Origin of the sequence: Aeromonas sp. R9-2 (assembly GCF_040908025.1) — a bacterium.
GTDB lineage: Bacteria > Pseudomonadota > Gammaproteobacteria > Enterobacterales > Aeromonadaceae > Aeromonas > Aeromonas veronii.
On record NZ_JBFOCX010000020.1, the window covers coordinates 265,035 to 278,672 of the forward strand.

The 13,638-nt window shown below is 60.4% G+C and carries 14 protein-coding genes; 10 read left to right on the forward strand and 4 right to left on the reverse strand.

Annotated elements, in window-relative coordinates; translation table 11 throughout:
• Positions 1-27 precede the first annotated feature (27 nt).
• The 4 genes from AB5Y71_RS07255 to AB5Y71_RS07270 all read left to right on the forward strand — a co-directional run bounded on the left by AB5Y71_RS07255 (position 28) and on the right by AB5Y71_RS07270 (position 3,781).
• The gene (locus AB5Y71_RS07255; RefSeq protein WP_368171292.1) at positions 28-897 is read left to right on the forward strand and encodes an SDR family oxidoreductase; all 870 of its coding nucleotides are present in this window, start codon (positions 28-30) and stop codon (positions 895-897) included.
• 67 nt (positions 898-964) lie between these two features.
• Positions 965-1,531 (forward strand): tetratricopeptide repeat protein, encoded by a 567-nt coding sequence (locus AB5Y71_RS07260; RefSeq protein ID WP_368171339.1) that lies wholly within the window; start codon positions 965-967, stop codon positions 1,529-1,531.
• A 130-nt stretch (positions 1,532-1,661) separates the two neighbouring features.
• Entirely contained in the window at positions 1,662-2,348 is a 687-nt protein-coding gene (locus tag AB5Y71_RS07265) for a response regulator (RefSeq protein WP_005335091.1), read from the forward strand.
• Positions 2,345-3,781 (forward strand): ATP-binding protein, encoded by a 1,437-nt coding sequence (locus tag AB5Y71_RS07270; protein ID WP_368171293.1) that lies wholly within the window; start codon positions 2,345-2,347, stop codon positions 3,779-3,781. Before AB5Y71_RS07265 ends, AB5Y71_RS07270 begins: the two co-directional genes overlap by 4 nt.
• 38 nt (positions 3,782-3,819) lie before the next feature.
• Here AB5Y71_RS07270 and AB5Y71_RS07275 read toward each other — a convergent pair whose 3' ends face one another.
• On the reverse strand, positions 3,820-4,314 hold the full coding sequence (locus AB5Y71_RS07275) for a RimK/LysX family protein (protein WP_100653120.1): 495 nt from the start codon (positions 4,312-4,314) through the stop codon (positions 3,820-3,822).
• Positions 4,315-4,695: 381 nt separating this feature from the next.
• On the opposite strand from AB5Y71_RS07275, the gene AB5Y71_RS07280 reads away from it, so the two are divergent.
• The 5 genes from AB5Y71_RS07280 (at position 4,696) to AB5Y71_RS07300 (ending at position 9,643) form a co-directional block, all read left to right on the forward strand.
• A complete protein-coding gene (locus AB5Y71_RS07280) occupies positions 4,696-5,739 on the forward strand; it encodes a GMP reductase (protein WP_005348017.1) in 1,044 nt (347 codons plus the stop codon).
• A gap of 94 nt (positions 5,740-5,833) precedes the next feature.
• On the forward strand, positions 5,834-7,030 hold the full coding sequence (gene earP, locus AB5Y71_RS07285) for an elongation factor P maturation arginine rhamnosyltransferase EarP (protein WP_368171294.1): 1,197 nt from the start codon (positions 5,834-5,836) through the stop codon (positions 7,028-7,030).
• A gap of 45 nt (positions 7,031-7,075) precedes the next feature.
• Positions 7,076-7,642 (forward strand): elongation factor P, encoded by a 567-nt coding sequence (efp, locus tag AB5Y71_RS07290; protein ID WP_005335100.1) that lies wholly within the window; start codon positions 7,076-7,078, stop codon positions 7,640-7,642.
• 134 nt (positions 7,643-7,776) lie between these two features.
• Entirely contained in the window at positions 7,777-8,541 is a 765-nt protein-coding gene (locus AB5Y71_RS07295) for a DUF3530 family protein (protein ID WP_368171295.1), read from the forward strand.
• A gap of 145 nt (positions 8,542-8,686) precedes the next feature.
• Positions 8,687-9,643: a D-2-hydroxyacid dehydrogenase gene (locus AB5Y71_RS07300; protein WP_115522247.1), complete on the forward strand. Its 957-nt coding sequence runs from the start codon at positions 8,687-8,689 to the stop codon at positions 9,641-9,643.
• A gap of 96 nt (positions 9,644-9,739) precedes the next feature.
• Here the strand turns inward: AB5Y71_RS07300 and AB5Y71_RS07305 are convergent, their stop codons facing one another.
• On the reverse strand, positions 9,740-10,222 hold the full coding sequence (locus AB5Y71_RS07305) for a YMGG-like glycine zipper-containing protein (RefSeq protein WP_368171296.1): 483 nt from the start codon (positions 10,220-10,222) through the stop codon (positions 9,740-9,742).
• 247 nt (positions 10,223-10,469) lie between these two features.
• Entirely contained in the window at positions 10,470-12,020 is a 1,551-nt protein-coding gene (locus AB5Y71_RS07310; protein WP_368171297.1) for a diguanylate cyclase, read from the reverse strand.
• Between the two features lie 248 nt (positions 12,021-12,268).
• Between AB5Y71_RS07310 and AB5Y71_RS07315 the strand changes: the two genes are divergently transcribed.
• Positions 12,269-12,871 carry a nitroreductase family protein gene (locus AB5Y71_RS07315; RefSeq protein WP_368171298.1) on the forward strand — a complete coding sequence of 201 codons (603 nt, stop codon included), beginning with the start codon at positions 12,269-12,271 and terminating at the stop codon, positions 12,869-12,871.
• Between the two features lie 113 nt (positions 12,872-12,984).
• On the opposite strand, the gene AB5Y71_RS07320 is transcribed toward AB5Y71_RS07315, so the two are convergent.
• Positions 12,985-13,635 (reverse strand): HAD-IA family hydrolase, encoded by a 651-nt coding sequence (locus AB5Y71_RS07320; RefSeq protein ID WP_368171340.1) that lies wholly within the window; start codon positions 13,633-13,635, stop codon positions 12,985-12,987.
• Positions 13,636-13,638 lie beyond the last annotated feature (3 nt).

Sequence of the window (13,638 nt, forward strand, 5' to 3'; positions counted from 1 at the left end):
GCAGACAGCAAAAAGGGAACCCACACCATGAACCTTGAAGGGAAACTCGTGCTGCTCACCGGCGCCAGCGGTGGCATAGGTGAGGAGCTGGCACAGGAGCTGGCGGCCCAAGGGGCCCACCTGCTGCTGCACGGTCGTCGCGGCCCGACGCTGGAGCGGCTGTGCAAGTCACTGCCTCATCCCGAGCGCCATCAGGTGGTGCTCGCCGACCTCGGCTCTGCGCAGGAGCGGGCCAAGCTGTTGCAACACCCAGCGCTGGAGGACGGGATCGACATCCTGATCAACAACGCTGGCTGCAACCAGTTTGCCTGGCTGGAAGATCAGAGCTTCGAGCAGGTGGAGCGCCAGCTGCTGCTCAATATCGAGGCGCCCATCCAGCTCACCCGTGCCCTGCTGCCAACCATGCGCAAGCCGGGGATCATCATGAACATGGGGTCGAGCCTGGGCAGCATCGGCTACCCCGGTTACAGCGTCTACTGCGCCAGCAAATTTGCCCTGCGCGGCTTTAGCGAAGCGCTGGGACGAGAGCTGGAGGGCAGCGGCATCAAGGTGCTGCATTTCGCCCCACGCGCCACCCGCACCAAACTCAATTCTGAGGCCGCCTACGAGATGAATGCGGCGCTCGGCACCCAGACCGACAGCCCGCAGGAGGTGGCCGAAGAGGCGGTCATCGCCCTGTGCAACGAAACCCGCCGCAGCTGGCTCGGCTGGCCGGAAAAACTGTTCGTGCGGCTCAATGCCCTGCTGCCCGGCATCGTCGACAAGGCGCTGGCCAGACAGCTGCCGATCATCAAACGTTATGCCCGTCATTTTCAGCCAGGGACGGCTGATGCCGGCGCCAACAGTGCGCCACAACCAGACTTGTCCCGCCCGATCCCGACCAAGAAGGAGCATTAATATGAACTTTTTCCGTCAATCAGTGACCTCTTGTGCCATCGCCATCCTGCTGGGGTCCTCCTCGGTCATGGCCGCGGATGATGCCCTCGTCCCCATCCAGCAACAGTGGGCCGTCTGCCAGTATCAACAGAGCGGCAAGGCGAAAGAGAGCTGCCTCGAAACCCTGAGCACCCAGGCCGAAGCGGCCAGCGCCAAGGAGCCCTTTCGCGCCGATCTGCTGATCTGGTCGGCCATCGTCAAGAGCACCTGGGCTGGCGCCAAGGGCGGGCTGGGAGCGCTGGGGCTGGTGAAAGAGGCCAAAGCCAAGCTGGAGCTTGCGCTCAAGCAGGATCCCAAGGCGCTGGACGGCTCTGCCTACACCAGTCTGGGCTCCCTCTACTATCAGGTGCCCGGGTGGCCGGTCGGCTTTGGCGATGACGAAAAGGCGGAGCAACTGCTCAAGCAGGCGCTGGCCATCAATCCCAATGGCATCGACCCCAACTTCTTCTATGGCGACTTCCTGCTGGATCAGGGTCGCAAGGCCGAGGCCAAAACCTACCTCGACAAGGCGCTGGCAGCCCCGGCCCGCCCAGGTCGCGAAGTGGCCGACGAAGGGCGCAGAATGGAGATCCGCGATCGGCTGGCCAAGCTATAAAACCCTGATGGATCAAAGAACTATTTAAACTCTGCCCACCAGCTTGCATACTGGTGGGCAGGGTTGTTTATGCCACGGCACGCCCTGGCGCTGAGCCAGATCGCGACCCCCAACAAACAGGGAGAAAAGAATGCGGATCCTGCTGGTAGAAGATGATGTGATGCTGGGGGATGGTATGCAGGATGCACTGCGCCATAGCGGCTATACGGTGGACTGGCTGCAACAGGGGTTGCCCGCTCTGGCAGCCCTCAAGAGCGACGAGTTCGCCGCCCTGATCCTCGATCTCAACCTGCCCGACATCGATGGCCTCAGCCTGCTGCGCAAGTTGCGGCGTGAAGGACACCAGTTGCCGGTGCTGATCCTCACCGCCCGCGATGCGCTGGATGATAGGGTGGTCGGCCTCGATGCCGGCTCCGACGACTACATGGTCAAGCCCTTCGCCCTGCAGGAGCTCAACGCCCGCCTGCGCGCCCTGGTTCGTCGCAGCAAGGGTCAGGCTCAGGCGGTACTGGAGTATGGCGACATCCTCATCTATCCCGAATCCCAGCAGGTCACCTATCAGGGGGAGGCGGTCAAACTCACCCCCCATGAATACAAGTTGCTGCAGGAGCTGATCAGCCAGAGCGGCCGGGTGCTAAGCAAGGATCAGCTGCAACAGAGCCTCTACGGCTGGGATGAAGGCGCCGAGAGCAACGCGGTGGAGGTGCATATCCACCATCTGCGCAAGAAGTTCTACAGCGACCTCATCCGCAATATTCGCGGGGTCGGCTACATCATTCCCCAGCTCGAACAGCCAAGCCGGACACCCGCACGATGAAACGCCCCCGCTCCATTCGCCGCTTTCTGCTCACCGGTATCCTGACGCTGGTGAGCCTGAGTCTTACCATCAGCGCCTTTATCGGCTACATGGAGGCGAGCCACGAAATGGAGGAGCTGTTTGATGCCCGCCTCGCCCAGTCGGCCCGCATCACCAATCAGCTGCTGGCTCGCTACATGGCCCAGCAGGGGCAACTGCCCGCCAACGGCACCGTCTATCAGGAGTGGGAGGCGCAAAATCCCGATGAGTGGCAAAAAGACCCCAGCCTCAACCTGACCGGCGAGGATCGGGAGATCACCCCCTACGGCCACGAGTTCGAACGCAATCTCTACTTCCAGCTGCTCGATGAAAAGGGCCACCTGCTGCTGCGTGCCCCCAGCGCCCCGGATCAGCCGCTGGTCACCCTGGCTATCGGCTTCGACACGGTCGAAAAAGATAATCACCAGTGGCGCACCTTCACTCTCTACAACCAGCAGGAACAGACCTGGCTGGTGGTGGCCGAGCGGGACGACGAGCGCAGCGAACTGGCCAGCAAGATGGCCACCCTCACCATGCTGCCGCTACTGATCACCCTGCCGTTCCTGCTGGCCCTGCTCTGGTGGCTCATCACCCGCGGGCTGGCCCCCCTGCGCCAGCTGGCCCAGGCCATCAGCGAGCGTCACCCCGCCAACCTGAGCCCCCTCAGCCTCAAGATAAGCGCTCAGGAGCTGACCCCCCTCACCAACGAGATCAACCGGCTGATGCAGGCGCTGGCGGAGACCATAGAGCGGGAGAAGCAGTTCACCAACGAGGCGGCCCACGAGCTGCGCACCCCGCTGGCGGTGCTGCGGATCCACAGTGAAAATGCCCTGGCTGCCGAAGATGAAGTGAGCCGTCAGCAATCCCTACACAAGATGCTGCAAGCCCTAGACCGCAGCGATCGGCTGATCCGCCAACTGCTGACCCAGGCCCGTATCGACAACCAGCAGGGACTGGTACTGACCGAGCTGGAGATAGGCCACCTGCTGCAAGGCACCCTCGCGACCCTGGCACCCATCGCGCTCAAGAAGGATCAGCAGCTGTCGCTGGAGTGTGAATTGCCGCAGCTGGTGATGGGGCAGGCCACCCTGCTCGAGCTGCTGTTCAGTAATCTCATCGACAATGCGTTGCGCTACACCCAGCCAGAGGGCGAGATCAGGGTGCGGGTTCAGCGAGAGGGCAACCGGGTGAGAGTGGATGTGAGTGACAACGGCCCCGGCATTCCCGCCAGTGCCTTGCCCCGGCTGTATGAACGCTTCTTTCGGGTCAATCCCCAGCAGGGGGATGGCGTCGGTCTTGGCATGGCCATCGTCTCGCGCATCGCCCAGTTGCACGGCGCCGATCTCGATGTCCACAACCGACCGGAAGGGGGGCTGGAGGTGAGCGTGTTACTCCCGCTGCCGCCGGCAAGATAAGCGATAACTAAAGAGCCCGCGATGCGGGCTCTTTACTTTCAATGACAATCTGGCTGCACGGTAAAGGTTCGACTGGAGTCTACCGGGCCCAGCTCGGCCAGCAGGCGGCGGCCCAGCAGCACCGGATAGATCATCTTGCTGCGATCCCGCAGTGTGAACCACTCCTCATACACCTTGTCCCCCAGACAGATGGACATGGTCACCGTTGGTCGCTGCTCCATACCGCCCGCCCCGCGCACCGTCACGCTGCGCTCGACCCTCCGTTCGAACTGTTGTTTGACCAGTTTGCCGCTGTCGGCATCAGTTACCACCAGCATGAAGCGCACCCAGGGCTTGCCATCCCGTTTGAATCTGGTGATGGAGCGTGCATCAAGGGAAGAGGTGAGCGCCCCGGTGTCGAGTTTCATCTTCACCGCCACGCCGGTAGGCAAAATAAGCCCCTTCTCGATCCAGCCATAGCTGGTCGGGGTCTCAGCCAGCGCACTGCCACACAGTGCCAACATCAAGGCGATCCCCACCATCATCTTGCCCATTTTACTGCCCTGCCTTGTCAATCCTGCGCCCAGATCTACCACAGTCCCATTGTGGGTCAATCCGATTTATTTCAGCTACTTGGATAATATCTGGCGGGTCAGGAGAGAGACGACAAAGAGTGGCCGAACGGCGGCCCAAGCGGGCGGGAATATCGTAGGAGAGCAAGGCACCGAACGGTGCTGGATGAAACTGGTGGTTAACCTCAGGTTGTGACGCCAAAGGCTACCACAAGGATTTACAAATTATCAGTCTTGTTCTGAAGGGATTTTTGCCTACACTGTTGTAAACCGGAGGGCCTGAAAACCACCGGTTTTTTTGTGCCTGCCGAAAATTTGCCACTGCAAAAGTGACTTTCAACAAGGCTCAATAAGGAATTTGTAATGCGTATCGAAGAAGACTTGAAGCTCGGTTTCAAGGATGTCCTGTTCCGCCCCAAGCGCTCTACTCTCAAGAGCCGTTCCCAAGTAAGCCTGACCCGTCAGTTCACCTTCAAACACACTCAGACCCAATGGCAAGGCGTACCCGTTATCGCTGCCAACATGGATACCGTCGGCAGCTTCGCCATGGCGCGCACGCTGGCCGGTTTCGAGATGATGACCGCGGTACACAAGCACTACAGCCTTGAGCAGTGGCAAGCTTTCGTCAACGAGACCGACCCGGCGCTGCTGGGCCATGTGATGGTCTCCACCGGCACCTCGGCTGAAGATTTCGCCAAGACCCGCCAGATCCTCGCCATGTCCGAAGCGCTGCGCTTCATCTGTGTCGACGTGGCCAACGGCTACTCCGAACACTTCGTCGAGTTCGTGCGCAAAATTCGTGAAGCCTGCCCCAACCACGTCATTCTGGCGGGCAACGTGGTGACCGGCGAGATGGTCGAAGAGCTGATCCTCTCCGGCGCCGACATCGTCAAGGTCGGCATCGGCCCGGGCTCCGTCTGCACCACTCGCGTCAAGACCGGCGTCGGCTATCCGCAGCTATCCGCCATCATCGAGTGTGCCGATGCGGCCCACGGCCTCGGCGGCCAGATCGTCGGTGACGGCGGCTGCACCTGCCCGGGCGACGTCGCCAAAGCCTTCGGCGGCGGTGCCGACTTCGTGATGCTGGGTGGCATGCTGGCAGCCCACGAGGAGTGCGGTGGCGAGATCGTCGATGTAGACGGTGAGCCCTTCATGAAGTTCTACGGCATGAGCTCCTCCAGCGCCATGGACAAGCACGCCGGCGGCGTCGCCGAGTACCGTGCCTCCGAGGGTAAAACCGTACTGCTGCCCTACCGCGGCCCGGTCGAGAACGCCGTGCGCGACATTCTGGGCGGCGTGCGCTCCACCTGTACCTACGTGGGTGCCAGCCAGCTGAAAGAGCTCACCAAGCGCACCACCTTTATCCGGGTACGCGAGCAAGAGAACAACGTCTACGGCAAGGAGTAACCTGCCACAGACCGCCGTCACACGCTGACGTTAGAAGCCAGTCAACCGGTGTGCTACCCTGCGCACCGGTTTTTTGCATCCGGGATCCTGAGCCATGACAACTCCCCTGCCCCCGTTTGACTGGGACATCTTCTGCTGCGTCGTCGACAACTTCGGTGACATCGGCGTCACCTGGCGACTTGCCCGCCAGCTAAAACGGGAGGGGAATATTGCGGCACATGGCGATGAAGTTCAGGTGCGGCTCTGGGTGGACGATCTGGCAAGTTTCGCCCGCATCTGTCCAGGGCTCGACCCGGCGCAGGATGGTCAGTGGGTCGATGGCATCTATATCCAGCACTGGCATGAGTCCCTGCCGAGCGACATGACACTGGCCAGGGTGGTGATCGAAGCCTTTGCCTGCGAACTGCCCACCCCCTTCATAGAACTGATGGCGAGCCAACCCCCCCCCCCCTGCTGGATCAATCTGGAGTACCTCTCGGCGGAGAGCTGGGTCGAGGATTGCCACGGCCTCGCCTCGCCCCAGCGAGTTGGCAACCAGAGCCTCAACAAATACTTCTTCTTCCCGGGCTTTACCGCTAAAACCGGCGGTCTCCTGTGCGAGCACGACCTCATCACCGAACGGGAGCAGTGGCAGCAAGATGATGCGGGACTGGCAGCCTACTGGGCCAGCCTCGGTTTGCCGCCAAAACAAGAGCACGAGCTGCGGGTCAGCCTCTTTACCTACGAGAGCAATGCGCTGAAGAGTCTGGTCGAGAGCTGGTGCCAGAGCGCCACGCCCGTCACCCTGCTGCTGCCGCTGGGGCGCTCTCTCAACGATGTGCTCACCGGTGCCGGTCTGACGGATGCCATCCCTGCAGCCAAAGCGGGAGATCTGCTCCACGCGGGCAACCTCACCATCAAGCTGCTGCCGATGACCGATCAGGCTGGCTACGATCGACTGCTGTGGACCTGCGATCTCAATCTGGTGCGTGGGGAGGACTCCTTCGTACGGGCCCAGTGGGCGGCTCGTCCTTTCCTCTGGCACATCTACCAACAGGAGGAGGAGGCCCATCTGGTCAAGCTGGAGCAGTTCCTTGACCACTACTTATCCGATCTACCCGCCGAGTGCGGCCAATGGCTGCGCCGCTTTAATCTGGCTCTCAACCGTGGCGAAGATTGCGGCGAACTTTGGGCCCAATGGCCCCGATATAGCGCCATTTGGCAGCAACATGGGCGAAGCTGGTCACAGAAGTTGCTCCGGGATGGGGATCTCGTCACACGGTTGGTGAAATTTTTAGAAAGCCGTATATAATCTGGCAGTTTTTATCCGTCCGTTTCACGAACAGGAATTTTTTACATGAAAACCGCACAGGAAATCCGCGCTGGTAACGTAGTCATGATCGGCACCGAGCCGATGGTGGTTCAGAAGGCTGAATTCAACAAATCCGGCCGTAACTCCGCCGTGGTCAAAATGAAGCTGAAGGGCCTGCTGAACGGCAGCGCTACCGAGACCGTCTTCAAGGCCGACGACAAGCTGGACGTTGTTCAGCTGGAACGTAAAGAGTGCACCTACTCCTACTTCTCCGATCCCCTGTATGTCTTTATGGACACCGAGTACAACCAGTACGACGTAGAGAAAGACAACCTGGGTGACGTGCTGAACTACCTGGTAGACGGCATGGAAGATCTGTGTGAAGTGACTTTCTACAACGAGAAAGCCATCTCCGTAGAACTGCCGACCACCATCGTGCGCGAAGTTGAGTACACCGAACCGGCAGCCCGTGGCGACACCTCCGGTAAAGTGACCAAGCCTGCCCGTCTGAAAGGCACTACCTACGAGCTGGCTGTTGCCGCTTTCGTAGAGATCGGTGACAAGATCGAAATCGATACCCGCACCGGCGAATTCAAGCGTCGCGTCAACTAATTGACCGCTTTGAATTGATTGCAAAAAAGCGAGCCACCGGCTCGCTTTTTTATTGCCTCCGAGTTGCCATCACACCGCCCGCCTTCAGAAAATTCCGCCGCCGCCGCTAACCCAGATAACCGGGGGAGCACACTATGGCCAGATTATCCTTATCACTGCTGTTATTGACCTTGCTGGCTGGCCATGGGGCAGAGGCGAGCGAGGTCACGCCCCCCGTTGCCGAGCCTATGCCCCTCGACCACTGGCAAGCCAGCGACTGGAAAGGGTTGCCCGATGCTACCCAAATCGACAAACAGACGGTGCTGTTCGCCAAACACGACAGTGAAAACTATCTGGGGCTCGCCATTTTACTGCCCGACTGGCAGCGCAGCGGCCAGCTGTGGCAACTGACTCGCGCCCTCGGCCGACTGGGCTTTGATACCCTGCTGCTGCTGCCCTCCCCCCAACAGACCGAACTGGACCCAGCCGCCGAGAAAAAAGCGAAAAACAGCGATGAGTTTCGCAAGCAGTTTGCCGAGCGGATCAGCAAGCTGGCGGATGCCAAGCTGCAGGAGGGGGGCTTCAAGCTGATCCTGGCGCAAGGTACTGGCGCTGCCTGGACCACCAACCTCATTGCTAGCGAACAGTTGCCAGCCCCCGATGCACTGGTGCTGCTCGATGGTTTTTTCCCCAACCAGCAGAGCAACCAGACCCTGGCCAAACAGGTGGCTCAGGCGGCCATCCCCACCCTGGACCTCTATCAGGAGGATGGCGGTCGCTGGCCCCTGCTGGCCGCCGAGGCCCGCAAAAGCGAGAGCCGGCGCAGCAACAAGCTCAACTATCGCCCCTACGCCCTGATGGAGCTGGAGGAGACCCCCACCCGCATTCAGGGCTGGCTCAACCATCTGGGCTGGCTCTAAATCAGCCGCCACCGTGGCGCAATAAAGCGCGCGCCAGCTCACATCTGCCGGATAAAGCCCAACCCTGCCACGGCGACGATCTGGCCCTGACCGCATCCTCTTTGGCATCATGGCCTCTCGAACCTGAACAATGGCAGGAAGGCCCATGCAGCAGATTGTGTTTCTCGACAGCGATACCCTAGATGCGGGCATCACCCTGCATCACCCCGACTTCCCCCACCACTGGCAGAGCTATCCAAGTACTACCCCGGAACAGGTGGTGGAACGGCTCAAAGATGCCAGCATCGCTATCATCAACAAGGTACGGATCGGCGCCGCCGAACTGGCCCTGCTGCCAGAGCTCAAACTCATCGCCCTGGCCGCAACCGGCAGCGACAACGTGGATCTGGAAGCGTGCCGCGCCGCCAACGTCGGGGTGTGCAATATCCGCAATTACTCGGGTCCCTCGGTGCCGGAGCACGCCATGGCGCTGATGCTGGCCCTGTCGCGCAACCTCTTCTGCTGGCGCCAGTCGCTGCTGGAGGGGCGCTGGCAACAGAGCGGCCAGTTCTGCTTCTTCGACCACAACATCATGGATCTGCACGGCAAGCAGCTTGGCATCATCGGCAAAGGAACGCTCGGACAGGCGCTCGGCGAGCGGGCCAAAGGGATGGGGATGACAGTGCGTTACGCCCAGAGCCAGATCGGCGCCAGTCACGACGAGGACCGCTTGCCCCTCGACGAGTTGCTGCAAAGCTCGGACGTCATCAGCCTGCACTGCCCGCTCACCCCCTACACCCGCAACCTCATTGGCGAGCGGGAGCTGGATCTGATGAAACCGGGCGCCCTGCTGATCAACGTCGGCCGTGGCGGTCTGGTGGATGAGGAGGCGCTGCTGCAAGCGCTGGCCAACGGCCGCCTCGGTGGCGCCGGTTTCGATGTGGCGAGCGTCGAACCCCCGCCCCCCGACCATCCCTTGATGAAGGCGCTGCAATACCCCCACTTCATTCTGACCCCCCATGTGGCCTGGGCCAGCGAGGAGTCGATGCAGCGACTGGCCGACCAGCTTATCGACAACATCAACGCCTTTGCCGCCGGTCGCCGCCAGCACCGGCTGGTGTAACCGCACGAGCGAGTCACCGCAAAATCGAGTGACCACACCATGCAAAACGGGACCAACAGGCCCCGTTTTGCATCTTCCGCACTCACTGCACACGCATCAATCGTCGTCATGCCATCTGTGCTTTTTATGCTTTTTGTACTTCTTGTGGTGCTTGTGATGGTGATGATCGTCGTCATCATCGTAATAGCGATCCTGGCTCTTGTGGCCATCGCCGGTCTTGGCACCGATGGCCGAACCGCTCGCCCCGCCGACCCCGGCGCCGATCAGCTGACCGGTTTCACCACCGACACTCTTGCCGATGGCGGCACCGCCCAGCGCCCCCACAGCGCCGCCAAGGGCCGCTTCATTCTTGTTGCCCTTGTTGGCCGTCGCTGCCCCACCAGCAGCACCGCCTAACGCCGCTCCCACCAGCGCACCGGTATCGCCACCCAGCTCCTTGCCGATCATGGTGCCCGCCACACCACCTGCGCCGCCACCCAAAATGGTATTGAGGGTCTCGGAAGCATGCACGGTCGCGCTGCCAGCCAGCAAGGCGCCCAGCAATGCCAGTGCGCGAAGAGCACGCGAATTCATCTCCATGGGTACTCCTGTCAAACCTGATTAATATTCAGCGGCACTATACAAAGTGCCACGGGGTTCGCCAGCCAGCAGAAATGAGGGATGCGACAGTCAATGGCCGCACGGCCACCGCCCAGAATGGAAGAGTAAAATCAAGCGATTGAATTTAAAGATTAAAATCACCAAAAAGCCACACTATTACGGCTGGGCGCCCCACAATCTGGTTGTCGTGTCCCGGCACAGACCCGCCGCGCTGGGACAAAAGCTGTCAGTCAGCAGCCTCATCCGCCAAATGCCAGCAGTCCCGGCCAGCCTCCTTGCTACGATAAAGGGCTGCATCAGCACGCTCGAAGATGGGGTCGGCAAGGGGTGAATGGCAGGCGCCGCCGATACTCAAGGTGACCTGCCCCTTGTGCTCACGCCACTGTTGATGTCGCACCACGTCAAGCAGACAATTGAGCTTCTCCGCCAGCTCATCCTGTGGCTGTTGCAGCAGAGCGGCAAACTCATCGCCACCAATCCGGTAAACTGTGCTCACCCCCAGCACATCAGCAAGACAGTTGGCCACCCGACACAGCACCTGATCGCCGAAGGCATGCCCCCGACTGTCATTGAGTCCTTTGAAGTGATCAATATCAAACAGCAGCAGCCAGAAGCGCTCCCCCCTCAGCTCCAGCGCGCTCTTGTGCTGCTCGAAGGCTCGCCGGTTCATGATACCGGTCAGAGGGTCCCGCAACAGCGCATCCTGCCCCTTGAGGAAGCTGGCCCTGACCTGATCGATCTCGTTCAGGCTGCGTCGCACAAACCAGGTATTGGCCTTGGTGATGGGGGGAGAACTCTCCAGATTGCGCACGATACCGGTCAGCGAACCCGACACCAGCGCCTGCTCCTGGCGGAAGATCCGCACCAGCAGACTCAGCGTGCAACACCAGATGGCAAACAGGGAGATCAATGGCAAAACCACCATCTGCAGCGCCTCATAGAGGCTGTTGCGAAACAGCACGGGCGGCAGATAGATATTGAGATCCCAGCCAATGTCCGCCAGCTCGCGCTTCAGGAAAGTGCCATGACACAACACATCCAGACCGAGCCACTGCTGGCCCTGATGCTGCTCGATGGGATAATCTGCCAGCAGATCCATATTGCTGCCCACCACCAGCTGGCCGCTGTCGCGCAAGGTAAGATAGAGTGCGGCCTGATTGCCGCCAACCGTCCGTTGTAGCGCCTGCTGCAGCGAGTCGAACGACATGTCGACCATCAGCAGCCCCAGCAGTTGCCCCTGATCGTCCCGCACCCGTTTAATCAGGCTGAGTATCAGTTCATTGGTATTGTATTCAGGGTAGGGGCCAAACCAGACGAGCTCGTCGCCCGGCATGGTGGTCACCTGATACCAGGGTCGCAGCGCCGCCTGATAACCGGGGGGCGGTAGCCAGTCCGGGTAACTGTCGATACGATCCGCGTTCAGGTTGTAAAAGTAGATGTAGTGGTTGCCTGGTTTGATCTTGTGCGCAATGGCCCAGATGGGGGAGTCGGCCAGCCCGCCGCGAGCGATCTTCTCCTTGTCGAGCGAGGCCTCCAGCACCGCCAGTTGCCGCTCATTGACCTTCACCATCTCGTGGATCAGAGACGCTTCAACGGAGGATGCCATGTGGCCGAAGCCGGATACCGTCATGTCGATATCCCTCAGATAGCTGGCAATAGCCATGATGATCGTCACTATCAGGATCATCAAACCAATCAATGCAGAGAGGGGGACCAGCACATAGTAGCGTTTATTGAGATACGAACGGCTCACATCACATCCGAACCAAGAAAACATACGGGGATTGTGGGAGAGAAAGGAGAGTGAATCGTTGATTAATATCACTTTCGCGCCCCTTAAATGACATTTCCAACATTAGCGAAACGTCAAGGTTCGCAAACGAATATCAACTGACAGGAAAAACGCTAGTTACCCCGGGTTAACCCCGCTCTGCATTGCGGGTGTTATAGTCTATACCTGATTCGGCAGGCGCTGGACACACCGTCCATCACCGGCTGCAACGCCAAGCAGAACAAGGAGATGTTATGAGCAGTCCGTTTATCGAGCAGATCACAGCACGTCGTACCATCTATGCCCTGGGCGACCAGGTGTCCCATACGCCGGAGCAGCTGACGGCCCTAATCCAGGATGCCATCAGACACAGCCCCTCCTCCTTCAACTCCCAGAGCTCCCGTGCTGTCATCCTGTTTGGCGCCCAGCACCACAAGCTGTGGGATATCGTCAAAGCCGAGCTGAAAAAGATTGTGCCGCCAGAGGCCTATGCCCAGAGTGAGGCCAAGGTGGATGGCAGCTTCCGCGCAGGCTTCGGCACTGTGCTGTTCTTCGAGGACACCGACGTCATCAAGGATCTGCAGCAAAAATTCGCCCTCTATGCAGACAACTTCCCCATCTGGTCGGAACATGCCACCGGCATCGCCCAGTTTGCGGTCTGGACGACGCTGGCGCAGGAGAAAGTCGGTGCCTCCCTGCAGCACTACAACCCGCTGATCGACGAGGCGGTACGCAAGGAGTGGAACCTGCCCGCCAGCTGGCTGCTGCGCGCCCAGATGCCCTTTGGCAGCATCAAGCAACCGGCAGGAGAGAAGACCTTTATCGACGACGCCACCCGTTTCCGCGTCTTCAAATAACAGTCAGATAGCAAAACGCCCCCGCATCTCGGGGGCGTTTTTATTGCAACATAGAGTGCGGATAGCGATGGTTCATACTGCAATCTGCGGTCGTAATACGCTCTATCCACCACTCAGGTGAGCAGCATCACCAGCAGGGATTCGCCTTCCCCCAACTCAATCTTCACCTCGCGCCAGTCGCGGATCACCGCCACCACCGCCGGATTGAGCGGCGCATCGCCCCCTACCTGCACCACGGTGCAACCTGCACGCAGGGCGCTCTCGATACCGGCCGAGGCATCCTCGAACACCAAGCAACGATCGGGCGAGGCGCCAAGCCGTTCAGCCCCCAGCAAATAGGGCTCGGGATCGGGCTTGCCATTGACCACCTCTTCGGCCCCCACCAGCACGCTGGGCAGCGGCAAACCGGCACAACTCAGGCGATGGCGGGCAACCCGCTCACTGGCGGAGGTCACGATGGCCCAAAGCTCTGGCGGCAAGCGGCGCAGCAACTCGCCAGCCCCAAAGATGGCGTCGCCACCGGTATGTTCCATCTCCAGCTCGTCAAGCCGCGCAGCCTCCCGCTCCACATCCAGCTGCGGGGCCAGCGCCCGGATCACCTCACGTGAGCGCATGCCGTGGCACATAGCCAACACCGGCTCTGGGGCAAGCTGATGATGCTGGCACCAGAGCCGCCACACCTTCTCCACATCGCCGGTCGAGCAAACCAGGGTGCCATCCATATCGAGCAGCAGGGCGGATACCGACAGGGTGAGCGTGTTCATGCC

Excerpts from the sequence above, each read along its gene's own strand:
- AB5Y71_RS07255 (WP_368171292.1), top strand. The coding sequence starts at position 28 with ATGAACCTTGAAGGGAAACTCGTGCTGCTCACCGGCGCCAGCGGTGGC.
- AB5Y71_RS07260 (WP_368171339.1), top strand. The coding sequence starts at position 965 with ATGGCCGCGGATGATGCCCTCGTCCCCATCCAGCAACAGTGGGCCGTC.
- AB5Y71_RS07265 (WP_005335091.1), top strand. The coding sequence starts at position 1,662 with ATGCGGATCCTGCTGGTAGAAGATGATGTGATGCTGGGGGATGGTATG.
- AB5Y71_RS07270 (WP_368171293.1), top strand. The coding sequence starts at position 2,345 with ATGAAACGCCCCCGCTCCATTCGCCGCTTTCTGCTCACCGGTATCCTG.
- AB5Y71_RS07275 (WP_100653120.1), bottom strand. The coding sequence starts at position 4,314 with ATGGGCAAGATGATGGTGGGGATCGCCTTGATGTTGGCACTGTGTGGC.
- AB5Y71_RS07280 (WP_005348017.1), top strand. The coding sequence starts at position 4,696 with ATGCGTATCGAAGAAGACTTGAAGCTCGGTTTCAAGGATGTCCTGTTC.
- earP (WP_368171294.1), top strand. The coding sequence starts at position 5,834 with ATGACAACTCCCCTGCCCCCGTTTGACTGGGACATCTTCTGCTGCGTC.
- efp (WP_005335100.1), top strand. The coding sequence starts at position 7,076 with ATGAAAACCGCACAGGAAATCCGCGCTGGTAACGTAGTCATGATCGGC.
- AB5Y71_RS07295 (WP_368171295.1), top strand. The coding sequence starts at position 7,777 with ATGGCCAGATTATCCTTATCACTGCTGTTATTGACCTTGCTGGCTGGC.
- AB5Y71_RS07300 (WP_115522247.1), top strand. The coding sequence starts at position 8,687 with ATGCAGCAGATTGTGTTTCTCGACAGCGATACCCTAGATGCGGGCATC.
- AB5Y71_RS07305 (WP_368171296.1), bottom strand. The coding sequence starts at position 10,222 with ATGGAGATGAATTCGCGTGCTCTTCGCGCACTGGCATTGCTGGGCGCC.
- AB5Y71_RS07310 (WP_368171297.1), bottom strand. The coding sequence starts at position 12,020 with ATGTTTTCTTGGTTCGGATGTGATGTGAGCCGTTCGTATCTCAATAAA.
- AB5Y71_RS07315 (WP_368171298.1), top strand. The coding sequence starts at position 12,269 with ATGAGCAGTCCGTTTATCGAGCAGATCACAGCACGTCGTACCATCTAT.
- AB5Y71_RS07320 (WP_368171340.1), bottom strand. The coding sequence starts at position 13,635 with ATGAACACGCTCACCCTGTCGGTATCCGCCCTGCTGCTCGATATGGAT.